This window comes from Chromobacterium amazonense, assembly GCF_001855565.1.
Taxonomy (GTDB): Bacteria; Pseudomonadota; Gammaproteobacteria; order Burkholderiales; family Chromobacteriaceae; genus Chromobacterium; species Chromobacterium amazonense.
Window position 1 is genome coordinate 133,703 of sequence record NZ_MKCR01000033.1, and the last position, 13,469, is coordinate 147,171.

The following is a 13,469-nucleotide window of genomic DNA, read 5'->3' on the forward strand; positions in this document are numbered from 1 at the left end:
CTTGCGAAGTCGGCCACAGTTTACACCCAACGCCTAGAGCGGTCCTCAGGCGATCTGCCGGCCGAACCACACCACCCGGCCGATGACCTCGAACTCGGCGCCAGCGCCGGCCAGATCGACGGTAAAGGTCTCATATAGCGGATTGGCGCTCTTCACCTGCACCGCGCCACCCGGCAGCCGTTGCAGCTGCTTGACGAAGATGTCGTCGCCGATGCGGATCACGAACAAGCCTTCGCCGGGATTGCGCTCGGCGGTGTTGACCAGGATGGTGTCCCGGTCTTCCAGCACGCCGCTCATGCTGTCGCCCTTGACGCTGATCACCGCCAGATCGCGCGGGGAGGCGTTGAGATAGTTCTTTACCCAGTAACGGCGAAAGGCCATATAGAACATCGCCTGTTCGCCCGAGGCGCTGGTTCCAAAACCGGCCGACGCCTTCAAGTTATAACGCGGTATAAAACAGAACTCCTCATGCACGCCCGGCGGCACGAAATCGTCATCCGCGTCCAGCGGACGCGCCGCCCTGCCGCGCTCGCTCTCGCCCGCCGGCTCGGGAGGCGCCGCCGCCTCGTCGCGCATCGCCCCTTCGCCGTGCAATAGCCAAGGCAGACGGCAGCCGCTGCTGGCCGCGATCTTCTGCGCGGTCGCCATTCTGGGCACGCCGCCCTTGTACCACATATTGGTGAAGGAGCCTTTGTTGATGCCGATGCGCGCCGCCCAGGCGTATGGCTTTTCGGCGCCGATCAGCAGTTCCAGCCGCTGCTTGAAATCCGTAGCCTGCAGAGAATTTTCCATTTGGAACTCCATCAGTTGCATGTACCGCTGGACCGACCCCCCAGAGTACTATTCTTTTGTCATCTCATCCAGTGGAACTGACATGCGTAGTGACATCCCGCTGCTTGTTTAGTTCAAAATACCCGTCTAGAATAGCCACGAAATGACAAATCAGTTCCAATTATTCTATTTTTACAGTTGAAACTTATACTTAAACTGATGACCAAGGCAAGTTAGTTCTAAAAAAACACCCAATAATACACGGCTGTCTGTCTTCTCCGTGATCAGGAAATTGTAACTTATTTAGAACTTACTGTCTCCCAAGGCCATTCGCGACCTCCTGGAGCTTCCGTGATGAATACTCTTGCGCAATATCCCGCCCTGCCTTCCACCATGCAACTGGTCGCCAAGCTGATCGGCATGCCTCGCACGCTGCAGCTGGTGCAGGCGCTAGGCGGCACGACCCTGCCGTTCTCCAAGAATCAGAGCCGCGCCGGCCAGCTGCGCTTCGCCGCGCTGGTCGATGTGATCGGCCAGGAAGCGGCGGAACGGCTGACCCATCACTTCGGCGGCGACATTTTGTACATCCCGCGTTGCAGCCAGGCGCTGCGCCAAGCGCGCAATCAACAACTGATCCGCGACTTCGACGAATTGCTGGCCGATGGCCTGGGCGCCAATGAGGCGGTCGGCGTGCTCGCCATGCGCTACCACCTGAGCGACCGGATGATCTGGCGCGTGTTGAAAACGCCGCCGGCGCCGGGAGAAGTGCATTGATCGTTTCCCGAACCTAGGAGAACCCGCATGGCCAGCCGCGCCATTTCCGATCTGCACCCGCAACTGCAACCGCTGGCCGAAACCTTCCTGCGACGCTGCCGCGACCACGGCGTAGATCCGTTGATCGTCTGCACCTGGCGCTCGGCGGCCGAGCAGGACGCGCTTTACCAGCAAGGTCGCGACAAGCCCGGTCCGATCGTCACCTATGCCCGCCCCGGCGAATCCGCCCACAACGCCATGCTGTACGGCAGCCCGGCCGCGCGCGCCTTCGACGTCGTGCCCCTGGTCGGCGGCAAACCGGTCTGCGACGCAGACCACCCCCACTGGCAAACCATGGGCCGCATCGCGCTGGGCCTGGGCCTGTATTGGCATGGCCAACTGGACGCGCCCTACCGCGAATTCCCGCATTTTCAACTGTCACTGGAGCCCTGAGCATGCATCCCGCCGACCTGCTGTGCCGTCCGCGCAGCCGCCGCATCAGCCATAGCCGGCTGTGGGCCAACGTGGCTTGCGCCGCCGCCACCGCGATGTTCATCCGCGACGGCTGGCGCGGCGCGTTGACGCCGGACATCTGGCTGATCTATCTGGGCGTGGTGGGCGGCTATTCCGCCTCGCTGCGCATGATCGCCGCCTACCGCGACCGGAGCCAGCCATGATCAGCCTGTCCACCCTGCGCATAACCGGCTGCTGCTGCCCATTCTGTCCGCCGCAGCCGGTTATGCCGCGGGCAGCGCCCACAGCCGCCATGCCTGGCAGGCCGAAATGGCGGCCAAGCTTGCCGAACTGCAGGCCGGTCACAGCCAGCAGCTGCAACAGCAGCAAGCCGCCGCGCTGGCATGGCAACGGCAATGGCGGCAACGCATGGACCAGCTGGAAGGCCAGCTGCTGGACAAGCAAAACGCGCTGCAAGCCCTGCGGCGCCAGCAAACGCAAAGGATAGACGATGTCGCCCGCCACGATGGTCCCCGCTTTACTGGCCTTGGCCCTGACGGCCTGCGCCTCTACCGCCAGCTCCTCGGCTATCCCGCCGACCTGCCCGGCCCCCAGCCCCTACCTGCTGGATCTGCCGCCCAAGCCCCCGGCGCCGATGGCGGGCTACCGCCAGCCGACCTCCTTGCCCACGCCGCCGACTACGGTGCCTGGTGCGGCGAGCTGGAGCAGCGCCTCCTCGCCCTGAAACAACTCTTCACGCAACAGGAACCCCAACCATGAGCGATTTCTTTGATCGCGCCAGCGAACTGGAAACCGAATTCCGCGAACAGGCGCTGGCCCGCCATTTCCAGCAACTGCAATCCAGAGGCTACAGCCATTGCGAGGACTGCGGCGAAGCGATACCGGCCGCGCGCCGCGCGGCCATACCCAGCTGCACCCGCTGCGTGCAGTGCCAGCAACAGGCGGAAGACTGAGAGGTTTCACGTGGAACAGGACAACCTGATGGCCCTGGGCCGGATAGAAGGCAAGCTGGACATGATCGTCGCCCACCTGGCCAAGCAGGACAAAAAGCTGGAAGAGCTGGACGGCCGGCTGCGCGACGTGGAAGTGCAAGCCGCCAAGAGCGGCGCCTTGTCCGGCGCCATCTCCGCGCTGCTGGTCGCCTTGGCCGGCGAAATGCTCAAACGCGTACTGCACTGACACCCCTCAACTAAGCCGCGCGGCGCTACTGGCCGCACACTGCCCCCATCCCCGCCTTCTCCAAGGAATGATCATGTCCATGCTGATCACGCTGCAAACCGCCATCGCCGACCGCCTGCGCCAGGGCATGGGCCAGATGGTGCGCGAAGTAGCGGCCGACCTCGACGAAACCGCCCTGTGCGGCCTGCAATTGTCCCACGGCGACTACGCCAGCCGCCTCACCCCCGGCCAGGCCAGCCCCACGATCAACCCGCAGGCGCTGGCCCGGCTGCCGGCGCTGTGGACCGTGGCCGGCGGCATCGTCTCCAGCCAGCCGCAATCGAGCCAGCGCCTGCGCTACAAGGCCAACGCGCTGTTCACCGTCATCGTCGGCGACCGCCTGCAAGCCGATGCCGCCTACAAAGGCGCCGGCGTCTGGCAGCTGGTGTACGCCGTGCGCCGCCTGCTGGCCTCGCAGGACTTCGGCCTCGCCGTCAACCCGCTGCTGCCGGAAAAAGTCCGCCCGCTGGGCCAGGCGGCGCGCGACGGCCAGCCGTGGAGCCTGGTGGCCTGCGACTTCAGCACCTACTGGCTGGACGAGGCGCTGGACAACGGCCACTGGCCGGCGCCGCAAGGCGACGCCGATCCGGACGCGCTGTTCCGCGCCTTCGGCGGCCGCCTGGAAGACCCGGTCAAATCCGCGCAAAGCGTGCAACTCAATTACCACATCGCCGGCTCCGCCGGCGTCCAGGCCCAGGACGTGGTCAACGCCCCCAAAGCCTGAAGCCGCCTCGGCCTTTCCCCTCGCCGCGCCGCTCGGCGCGGCTCCTTTCCCAACCGCCAAATCAGGAGTTTTTCCTCATGGCCAGCCCCAACATCAGCTTCGACCAGATTCCGGCCTCCATCCGCAAGCCGGGCAAATACTTCGAGTTCAACACCAAACTGGCGGTGCGCACGCTGCCGGGCAATCCGCAGCGCGTGCTGGTGATCGGCCAGCGCCTGGCCGATAGCGCCGCCCAGCCGGCATTGGCCGCGCTGGACGTGTTCAGCGACGAGCAGGCCGCCCAGGTTTTCGGCCGCGGCTCCTTCGCCCACCTGATGGCCCGCGCCGCCATCAACGCCAACCCCTACCTGCAGCTGACGGTGATCGCCGTCGATGACAATCCCGCCGGCGTGCCGGCCGTCGGCAGCTTCACCTTCAGCGGCCCGGCCACCGCCGCCGGCGTGCTGAGCCTGTACATCGGCGCCTCCCGCGTGGACGTCGCCGTCGCCGCCGGCGACGACGCGCCCAAGATCGCCGCCAACGCTCAGGCCGCGCTGGCCAAGCTGACCGACCTGCCGATCACGGCTGTCGCGGCCAAGGAAGTGCTGACCCTCACCGCCCGCCACAAGGGCAGCCTGGGCAACGCCATCGCGCTGAAGGCGCAGGAGCAGATCGCCGGCCTCGGCGTCGTCGTCGCGCCGATGAAGGGCGGCGCCGGCGACCCGGACATCGCGCCGGCCCTGTCCGCCGTAGCCAGCGGCGGCCATCAGATCATCGCCAGCCCGTTCACCGGCGATGCCGCGCTGACCGCGCTGCGCGCCCATCTGGACTTTGTGTCCGGCCCGCTGGAACAGCGCGGCGCCATCGGCGTCATCGCCAGCACCGGCGCGCTGGCCGACGCCAGCGCCCTGTCCGCCAAGCTGGACAGCGGCCGCATCACCGCCGCCTGGTATCGCGGATCGGCCAAGCTGCCGGGCGACATCGCCGCCGCCTACGCCGCGGTGATCGCCAGCGAGGAAGATCCGGCCCGCCCGCTGAACACGCTGGAGCTGCCAGGCCTGGACGTGGTGGACCTGGCCTACCGCACCACCCGCACCGAGCAGGAAAGCGCGCTGTACAACGGCGTCACCCCGCTGGAAGTGGCCGCCGGCAACCGCGTGCAGATCGTGCGCGCCATCAGCACCTACACCAAGGATGCGCAGGGCGTGGACGACGTGTCGCTGCTGGACATCACCACCATCCGCACCCTGGACTACGTGCGCCGCGCCTGCCGCGAGCGCATCGCGCTGCGCTTCCCGCGCGAAAAGCTGTCCGACCGCACGCCGTCCAAGGTCCGCTCCGAGCTGCTGGACGTGCTGTACAAGCTGGAAGAGCTGGAAATCATCGAACAGGTGGAAGCCAACAAGGCCGGCCTGATCGTGGAACGCGATCTGCAGGACGCCAACCGCCTGGACGCCAAAATCCCGGTGGACGTGGTCAACGGCCTGCACGTGTTCGCCGGCCGCATCGATCTCTTGCTGTAACGCTCTCCCCTTTGCCGGCCGGCGCCGCCGGTCGGCCCCTTCTCTAGAACCCACAAGGAAAGACTCATGGCTCTCAAAGAATACGCAGGCTCCATCGTCCTGGAAGTGGACGGCCAGGAAATCGATGTCATCGACCTCAACGTCAGCAGCAAAACCGGCCGCAAGCTGGTGAAAACCATGAACTCCAGCGGCCGCGCCAAAGGCTTCGCCCGCGGCGTGTCGGAATACGAACTGGCCGTGACCGTCTCAATCCCGCTGAGCGGCGAGATCGACTGGGAGGCGATCGAAGGCGCCAAGCTGACCGAATATCCGCTGGCCCCGGGCGGCAAGCGCGTGAGCTACCTCGACTGCTTCACGCTGGAAGTCGGCGAGAAATACGGCGTGGAAAGCGAAGCGCGCCGCGACATCAAGCTGATGTCGCTGCGCAAAGTGACGGAGTGACTCCACTAAGTCGTTAATCCGTGCTGCCTGTGTCTTCAACAGGCAGCACGTCACCACTGGCAGGTTGCGATGACTCAAAAACCACGGAATCAACAAGCAAACGAGGGATTCGATCTCGTCCAACATGCGCTGTCTTTTCAGGGGAAGGACAAAATCGCCGGCCTAACCGAGGCCCAAACCCGCGCTTACGCCTCTGCGGTCATGCAGAAAGAAAGCGCCGGCAAGGTTAACAGCGACAACAAGCAGGGCTACTACGGCCAATACCAGTTCGGCGCGGAAGCGCTGGTAGAAACCGGGCTGGTCGACCGCGAAAAATACAATGCCGCTATCGCCGCTGCCAAGAAACAGTACGGCAAAGCTTGGCGAAAACAATGGTATGCCAAGAACACTGGCCTGCACGCCAAATTCTTGGAGGATGCGTCCAACTGGAAAACGCCGGGCGGTCTCAGCAGCTTTCTTGGCGATAAAGCCCTGCAAGACGCCAAGTTTGTTGAATACACCAACAAACAAATCCAGCAAGGCATCAAGTTAAAGGCCATCAACGCCAACGACTCCGCGGAGAGAATCGCGGCCTTCGCCGGGGCGGCGCATTTGAAAGGCGTTGGCGGGGCCAGCGCGCTTTTCAAGCAGCACAAAGAAACCCGCGACGGCAATGGCACCTCGACCGCCGAGTATGCGCAGCGCGCGCAAAGCGCCATCAACCGTTTGGCGCCGCAAGTGGAGCAAGCCATGCAAGGCGGCCATGCCGCCGCGCAGCCGACGACAGACGCGCCGGCTACGCCTGCGGCCCGCCCTGCCAACACACATGATGGCATCGACACCGGCACGGCCCATCCCGCCCCCCCAGCCATCCAAGCAGGCCAACAGCAGGCCAAAAGGGCCATGCCCAAAGACGCCTCCTCGTTTGCAGCGCCAAGCTCCGCTTCGGGCACTCAGGCGATTTTGAGTCAAAGAAGCCGCTTCAACGGCTACAAGTACCAATACGGCGGCAAAGGCGAGCAAGACGCCAAGGGCGTCAAGCGCATCGACTGTTCCCATCTGGTCAACCAGGCGGTCAAGGGCGCCGGCTACGCCATTCCGTACCAGACCACCGCCGACATGGCGCATTCCCAGTATTACCAGGAAGTTGATGCCAAGGACGTCAAACCTGGCGACATCGCGCTATGGCAAGGAAAGAAGAACCATACCGGCATCGTCGAGGACTACGACGCCAAAACCGGCAAAGGCAGCTTCTTCGGCGCGCAATCCAAGAAAGGCGCGTCCCGCGCCGCCATGGGCAAGGGCGCATGGTGGGGTCAACCGCAAAAATTCCTGCGTCCCAAGGCCGAGTATCTGCAAGCGCCCCCCGCCGCCGCCGTGCAGAAAGCACCTCAACCCAAAGCTGTGGCGTCGCAACCCCTTACGCAGAAACCAGTCACCGCGAAACCCGCCGCGGCGGCATCCGCCCAGCAACCCGCGGCATCCGCTGCCGTGCAAAAGCTGCTGCGGGCCGAAGGCAGCACCCGGGTCTACCAAATGGCTGACGGCACGGTGCAAACCCGCAGCGGCGGCACCGTGGCCTGGCGCAACCACAATCCGGGCAACTTGAAATTCGGCTACGCCGGCAGCCATGACAAGACCGACCACAGCAAACGCAGCAAAGCCCGCGCGTTGGCGGACGCCCAAAAACGCTATCAAGGCGTGGTCGATCTGGATCAATGGGGCAACGCCATCTTCACCGACGAAGCGGCGGGACGCGCGGCCAAGGCCCAGTTGCTGACCCAGCAACACGGCGACAAGACCATCGAGCAGATGCTGCCGAAATACGCGGTGTCCGACTACTCGGGCAAGGCCCATCACGCCCAGTACGCCGAGGGCATCTACCAGCTGGCCGCCAGCCGCGGCCTGGACCTGCATGGCAAGAAAATCAAGGACCTGACTCATCCCGAGTTCGAGGCTCTGATGGACGGCATGAAGAAAGTGGAAGGCTTCAAGGCCGGCAAGGTGGCAGTCAGTGGCGCGCCCAGCGCCAGCCCCGCATCGCCATCCTCTGCCGAGCCCCACACCACGCCGCCGGCCAAAGCGACCATCGCCGCCAAACCGGCTGAATCGGCTGGCCCAAGCGCCGCAGCGCCCAAGCCGGCCCCCCCGGCCAAAAAATCCGCGCCGACCGGTCAAGCCGCACCTGCTCTCGGCAATACAGCCGAATCGCAGCTATCCGCCCTGATAGCCCAACTCAGCGCCGCGCTGGCGCAACCGATACGCGTAGTGGTCGACGTCCAAAACGGCAACATCGTCGCTGCCGTCAACGCCGCCAATAGCAAGCAGCAAAGGAGGAATTGATGTTCAGCCTCAATGTATTCGCCGGCGTCCCATCCGCCGGCGGCCTGGTGGACGCCAGCTTTCGCGGCGTGCGCTTCGACTGCCTGAAAAGCGTGGACAGCGCGCAGCGCGACCAGGCCATGCACGAGTACCCATATAAAGACGGGGCCGATGTGGAGGACTTGGGCCGCAAGGCGCGCAAGGTATCGCTGTCCGCCATGTTCTGGGGCAAGGACTACCAGCGCCGGCTGCGCGAGCTCGTCGCCGCGCTGGATGCCGCCGGCCCCGGCGAGCTGGTGCACCCGGTGTTCGGCAGCATGCCGCAGGCTCAGGTGCTGGATTACCAGATCAGCCACGACGCCGACGCGCCGGACTCCTGCACGGTGGACATCAACTGGGTGGAAGCCACGCCGGGCAATCCGTTTTTCGCCGCCGGCGCCGCCCTGCCGCAGGTTGAGGCCATCTCGTCCCAAGTGGACAAGCTGCGCCAGATGGCCGGCGAGGCCTTCTCCAAGGCGCAAGGCGTGGTGGCGACGGCCAAGGGCGCGCTGAGCCGGGTGGCCGCGCTGCGCCAGCAGCTCACCGCCACGGTGGGACAGCTGGCGAAAATGGCCAATCAGGCAGTGGCCCAGGCCACGGACCTGCTGGCCTATCCGCAGGCCTTCGTCTCCCAGGCTGGCCAGCTGGTGGACGCGGCCGCCAATTGGCGCCTGGATCGACAAGTCGATCTCGGCCCGCTGCCGGCGCTGAAAACCGCCGCCGCGCTGCCCTCCGCCACGCTGGCCGACTGGAAAGCGCTGCGCCGCCGCCTGGAAAACCTGCCGGCCACGGTGCGCCAGAATATCGCCCCGCTTTCCGCCGGCGCCTCGCTGTCGGTCTGGGCCGATGACCAACGCCGCATCGACGCCATGTTGCAGCTGCATGTCTCCACCAAACTGGCCGCCGCCGCCGCCGGCATCTTTCAAAGCGAGGCGCAAAAGCCGACGCTGACGCCGCCGGCGCTGGAGCAGATCGCCGGCGACGTGCGCGGTTCGCTGCAAGCCACCATGGAGCAATGGCGCGCCGGCATGGCGTCCGAATACGCGTATCCGGTGGTGGATGGCCTGCGCACGCTGGGCCTGCAGGTGCAGCAAAGCGCCGCCGCGCTGATCGCCGCCAAACCGCCACTGCTGAAGCGCAAGGTGGAGGCCGCCTGCAATCTGCGCCAGCTGGCCCACCTGTGGTATGGCGACAGCCAGCGCGCCGACGAGCTGCTGCGGCTGAATCCGCAGCTGTCGCAACCGAATCACCTGACTCCGGGAACCCTGGTCTATGGCTACGCCCGCTAATCACGCCGTCAGCCTGCAAATCAACGGCCGCCAGCATGGCGACTGGACCCACTACGCCATCGACTCCGACCTGGCCATGGCCGCCGACGGCTGGCAGGTGTCGCTGGGCCTGCCCGGCGGCGTCTTCCCGCCGGAAGTGGAACCGGGCGCGCTGGTGAAAGTGCAGGTCGGCGGCGAAACCGTGCTGCTGGGCCGCATCGACGACATCAGCCACAGCGTCGCTTCCGGCAGCCACCTGCTGGCGCTGTCTGGCCGTGACCTGGCCGGCATGCTGCTGGACTGCAGCGCGCCCTTGTTCACCGCCAAGGGCATGACGCTGCAAGACGTGCTGGACAACGTGGTGAAACCGCTGGGTATCGCCCATATCCGTGTCGACGCCAAGGCTCAAGGGCAGATCGAGAAGATCAACGTCGATCCCGGCAACAGCGCCTGGGACGTGCTCACGCGCGCCGCGCAGGCCAACGGCCTGACCGCCTGGTTCGACCCGGACGGCACCCTGGTGGTGGGCGGCCCGGACTACAGCCGGCCGGCCAGCGCGCGGCTGATCCTGCGCCGCGACGGCAAGGGCAACAATGTGCTGAGCCTGAGCGAAACCCGCTCCCACGCGCAGCGCTATTCCGAGCTGATCCTGCTGGGTCAGGCCCACGGCCAGGCATTGACGGCCGGCCGCCACGCCATGCGCCATCAAACCTTCGATTCCGACGTCTGCTACCACAAGCCGCGCATCCAGGTGGAGCCGGACGCCGCCAGCCCGGCCGAGCTGGCCGCCCGCGCCGACAAGATGCTGGCCGACGCCCGCCTGGCCGGCTACACCCTGACCGCCACCGTGGCCGGCCACCGCGACAGCCAGGGCGCGCTATGGACGCCGGGCCAGCGCATCGAAGTGGAAAGCGAGCCGCACGGCATCCACGGCACCTATTTCCTGATGGCGCGCACTTTCGAAGGCGGCCGCGGCCAAGGCTGTGTCACGCGGCTGACGCTGAAGGAAGACCAGTGCTGGATACCGGCGATGCGCGCCGGAAAACAAAGCCCCTAAACCCATTATTGGCCACGGAAAGACACGGAAAAAACCATCAATGCCTCTTCATCCCCGGAAAATCGGCGAAATTACGGAGAAATATAGGTTCTGATGGCGGTTCTATCGCGTGCAAAGCTCCATGTCTGATTTAATTTTTCCGTGCCTTCCGTGTGTTTCCGTGGCTATTGCTATGTTTTTCAGACTTAAAGGAAACCGCCATGTGGCATGAAGTAGACCAACGCATACGCCGCGCCTTCAGCAATGTGCGCCAAGGCTTCCGCGCGGCGCTGACCCACGTGGACAGCGGCGGCGGCGTGCAGCTGGCCCAGGCCGACGCGCTGGCCGGCGAGCGGCTGCAAGACGCCGAGCTATTCCAGCATTACGGCTACACCTCCAATCCGCCGCCGGGCACCATGGCCATGGTGCTGCCGCTGGGCGGCCGCAGCAGCCATAGCGTGGTGATCGCCACCGAGCACGGCAGCTACCGGCTGCAATCGCTGCAACCGGGAGAAGTGGCCCTGTACAGCGACGAAGGCAGCAAGATCGTGCTCAAACGCGGCAGAATCATCGCGGTGGAGTGCGACACCTTCCAGCTCAGCTGCAAGAACTGGCAAGTCAACGCCAGCGAGCAAGCCAGCTTCACCACCCCCGCCTTGAAAACCAGCGCCCAATTCACCGCCCAGGGCCAGATCAACGGCAACGGCGGCCTGGCCATCCAGGGCGGCAGCGGCGCCAGCGTCAACGGCGATATCCAGCTCTCCGGGTCGATGAACGCCAGCGGCGACGTCAAAGCCAGCGGCAAGAGCCTGGTCTCGCACACCCATGACGCGCCCAACGGCCCCACCAGCCCGCCCAAATAAGCCGCGCCACTGACTGGCGTCCTCTGCCGCCTCCTTCCCCCATCCAGGAAAATAGCCATGGACCCACTATTGGACCCCGTCACCGGCGACTACGCCGGCGGCGCCACCGACACCCTCGCCAACGCCGTCTACCTCCGTCTGATGACCCCTCTGGGCGGCTGGTGGGCCGATGCGACGCTGGGCTCGCGCCTGCACGAACTGTCGCGGAGCAAGGACAGCAGCCGCATCGACCTCTTGGCCTGTCAGTACGCGGAACAGGCGCTGCAGCCGCTGCGACAGGACGGCCGCGCCAGCCGCATCCAGGTATCGGCGCAGCGGCAAGGCCCCGGCCGCCTGGTGCTGAGCATTGAAGTGGCCGAAACCGGCGGCCACATCCGACATTTCCAACATCAAGTGAGGATAGCCTGATGCCCCTGTCCACGCCCGACTTCGCCAGCATTCGCGACGCGCTGCTGCGCGACCTGCAAAACCTGCGCGCCGATGCCGCCACCGCGCCGGACAGCGACAACTTCGTCCGCGCCAGCGCCACCGCCGGCGCGGTGGAAGGGTTGTACCAGCACCAAAGCTGGATCGCGCGCCAGATCTTCCCCGACACCGCCGACAGCGCCTACCTGGAACAACACGCCCGCCTGCGCGGCATCGTGCGCAAGCCGGCCACCGCCGCCAGCGGCTGGCTGCAGATCAACGGCGCGCCCGGCGCGCTGGTAGCCAGCGGCCTGCCAGTCCGCGTCGGAGACCAGCTGTACGTCGCGCAGCCCTTCGATGCGCAGGGCAAGCCGGCGCCGGACCGGCTGGACGCCAACGGCCGGGCCAGCCTGCCCATCCAGGCTAGCCTGCCCGGCAGCGCCGGCAATCAGCCCGCCAATCTGCCGGTGGAACTGATGCAGGCGCCTTCCGGCATCGCCAGCAAAGCCATGCTGCTGACGATGACCGGCGCCACCGACGAAGAAAGCGACCCGGCCCTGCTGGACCGCCTGCTGGAGCTGATCCGCCGCCCGCCCGCCGGCGGCAACCAATACGATTACCGCCGCTGGGCCATGGAAATCGACGGCGTCAGCGCCGCCTACGTCTACCCGCTGCGACGCGGACCCGGCACCGTGGACGTGGTCATCACCGCCGACGGCAGCCTGCCCTCGGATAAAACGCTGGCCAAGGTGCAGGCCCATATCGAAGATTTGCGGCCCGTCACCGCCAAAAACTGCCTGGTGCTGGCGCCCACCCCGCGCCCGGTGGACATCGACGTGGCGCTGGATCTGGGCGGCATGGGCGCGGACGCCTTCACGCCGCTGCTGCAGCAAACGCTGCAAGCCTATTTCGCCGGCCTCGCGCCCGGCGAGCAGCTGGTCAAAAGCCGGATCGAGGCGATGATTTCCGACCTGCCCGGCGTGCAGGACCGCCAGCTCAACGCCCCGGCCGGCAACGTCAAACCGGTTTCCGACGCCAGCAAGGTGGAATGGCTGCGCCTGGGCCAACTGACGGTGAGGACGCTGAAATGATGCCGCAACCGCCCTACCAGGAATTGCTGGCCCGGCTGCTGCCGCCGGCCAGCTACCGCCCGGACGGCCCGCGGCTGCAAGCCGAACTGGCCAGCGAGGGCGCGGCGCTGGACCGCGCGCAAAGCTCTGCCCGCCAGCTGGCCGGCGCCGTCACGCCGCTGCAAGCCGAGGCGCTGCTGCCGGACTGGGAACGCGTCTGCGGCCTGACGCCGCCGCCCGGCGCGCCCTACCAGCAGCGCCAGCAGGCCGTGCTGGCCAAGCTGGCCGAAACCGGCGGCCTGTCCATCCCCTACTTCACCCGGCTGGCCGCCGGCATGGGTTACAAAATCCAGATCGCCGAGCCGCAGCCGTTCCGCGCCGGCGTCAACCGCGCCGGCCAGCAGCTGTGGAGCGAAGACATCCCTTGGGTGTGGCAGGTGACGGTGTTCGGCAGCAAGGTCCGTCCCTACCAGTTTCGCGCCGGCCAATCGCTGGCGGGCGAACGCCTCACCGCCTTCGGCGACCCCAGGCTGGAGGAAATGATCCAGGACCTCAAACCGGCCCACACCTTCGTTTACTTCGCCTACCGGCCGTAAGCCCGCGC

Annotated in this window: 17 protein-coding genes; 16 read left to right on the forward strand and 1 reads right to left on the reverse strand. The window is 66.0% G+C overall.

The features are described 5' to 3' along the window. Nucleotides 1–45: 45 nt before the first annotated feature. The gene (locus BI343_RS17455) at nt 46–792 is read right to left on the reverse strand and encodes a S24 family peptidase (protein WP_071110802.1); all 747 of its coding nucleotides are present in this window, start codon (nt 790–792) and stop codon (nt 46–48) included. 333 nt (nt 793–1,125) lie between these two features. Between BI343_RS17455 and BI343_RS17460 the strand changes: the two genes are divergently transcribed. From BI343_RS17460 to BI343_RS17535, 16 genes are all read left to right on the forward strand, one after another. Continuing rightward, entirely contained in the window at nt 1,126–1,545 is a 420-nt protein-coding gene (locus BI343_RS17460; RefSeq protein WP_043625680.1) for a Mor transcription activator family protein, read from the forward strand. A gap of 27 nt (nt 1,546–1,572) precedes the next feature. Further along, nucleotides 1,573–1,977, forward strand: coding sequence for a M15 family metallopeptidase (locus BI343_RS17465; protein WP_071110668.1), 405 nt, complete (start codon nt 1,573–1,575; stop codon nt 1,975–1,977). Nucleotides 1,978–1,979: 2 nt separating this feature from the next. Continuing rightward, on the forward strand, nt 1,980–2,201 hold the full coding sequence (locus BI343_RS17470; RefSeq protein WP_071110669.1) for a hypothetical protein: 222 nt from the start codon (nt 1,980–1,982) through the stop codon (nt 2,199–2,201). Between the two features lie 106 nt (nt 2,202–2,307). After that, entirely contained in the window at nt 2,308–2,757 is a 450-nt protein-coding gene (locus BI343_RS17475) for a hypothetical protein (RefSeq protein ID WP_071110670.1), read from the forward strand. Continuing rightward, complete coding sequence (locus tag BI343_RS17480; RefSeq protein WP_071110671.1) at nt 2,754–2,951, forward strand: TraR/DksA C4-type zinc finger protein; 198 nt, start codon at nt 2,754–2,756, stop codon at nt 2,949–2,951. Before BI343_RS17475 ends, BI343_RS17480 begins: the two co-directional genes overlap by 4 nt. Nucleotides 2,952–2,961: 10 nt before the next feature. Continuing rightward, the gene (locus tag BI343_RS17485) at nt 2,962–3,177 is read left to right on the forward strand and encodes a hypothetical protein (RefSeq protein ID WP_071110672.1); all 216 of its coding nucleotides are present in this window, start codon (nt 2,962–2,964) and stop codon (nt 3,175–3,177) included. Between the two features lie 73 nt (nt 3,178–3,250). Continuing rightward, entirely contained in the window at nt 3,251–3,940 is a 690-nt protein-coding gene (locus BI343_RS17490) for a DUF1834 family protein (RefSeq protein WP_071110673.1), read from the forward strand. A 77-nt stretch (nt 3,941–4,017) separates the two neighbouring features. Next, complete coding sequence (locus BI343_RS17495; RefSeq protein ID WP_071110674.1) at nt 4,018–5,442, forward strand: phage tail sheath subtilisin-like domain-containing protein; 1,425 nt, start codon at nt 4,018–4,020, stop codon at nt 5,440–5,442. A gap of 66 nt (nt 5,443–5,508) precedes the next feature. Then, nucleotides 5,509–5,883: a phage tail protein gene (locus BI343_RS17500; RefSeq protein WP_071110675.1), complete on the forward strand. Its 375-nt coding sequence runs from the start codon at nt 5,509–5,511 to the stop codon at nt 5,881–5,883. Between the two features lie 201 nt (nt 5,884–6,084). Beyond that, a complete protein-coding gene (locus BI343_RS17505; RefSeq protein WP_169829041.1) occupies nt 6,085–8,205 on the forward strand; it encodes an NlpC/P60 family protein in 2,121 nt (706 codons plus the stop codon). Further along, complete coding sequence (locus tag BI343_RS17510; RefSeq protein ID WP_071110677.1) at nt 8,205–9,512, forward strand: DNA circularization protein; 1,308 nt, start codon at nt 8,205–8,207, stop codon at nt 9,510–9,512. Before BI343_RS17505 ends, BI343_RS17510 begins: the two co-directional genes overlap by 1 nt. Beyond that, complete coding sequence (locus BI343_RS17515; RefSeq protein ID WP_071110678.1) at nt 9,496–10,548, forward strand: phage baseplate assembly protein; 1,053 nt, start codon at nt 9,496–9,498, stop codon at nt 10,546–10,548. Before BI343_RS17510 ends, BI343_RS17515 begins: the two co-directional genes overlap by 17 nt. Before the next feature lie 200 nt (nt 10,549–10,748). After that, the gene (locus BI343_RS17520; protein ID WP_071110679.1) at nt 10,749–11,390 is read left to right on the forward strand and encodes a phage baseplate assembly protein V; all 642 of its coding nucleotides are present in this window, start codon (nt 10,749–10,751) and stop codon (nt 11,388–11,390) included. Between the two features lie 57 nt (nt 11,391–11,447). Continuing rightward, nucleotides 11,448–11,798, forward strand: a complete 351-nt coding sequence (locus BI343_RS17525) for a phage GP46 family protein (RefSeq protein WP_071110680.1) — start codon at nt 11,448–11,450, stop codon at nt 11,796–11,798. After that, a complete protein-coding gene (locus BI343_RS17530) occupies nt 11,798–12,886 on the forward strand; it encodes a baseplate J/gp47 family protein (RefSeq protein WP_071110681.1) in 1,089 nt (362 codons plus the stop codon). The genes BI343_RS17525 and BI343_RS17530 overlap by 1 nt, the downstream gene beginning before the upstream one ends. Then, nucleotides 12,883–13,461: a YmfQ family protein gene (locus tag BI343_RS17535; protein WP_071110682.1), complete on the forward strand. Its 579-nt coding sequence runs from the start codon at nt 12,883–12,885 to the stop codon at nt 13,459–13,461. The genes BI343_RS17530 and BI343_RS17535 overlap by 4 nt, the downstream gene beginning before the upstream one ends. Nucleotides 13,462–13,469 lie beyond the last annotated feature (8 nt).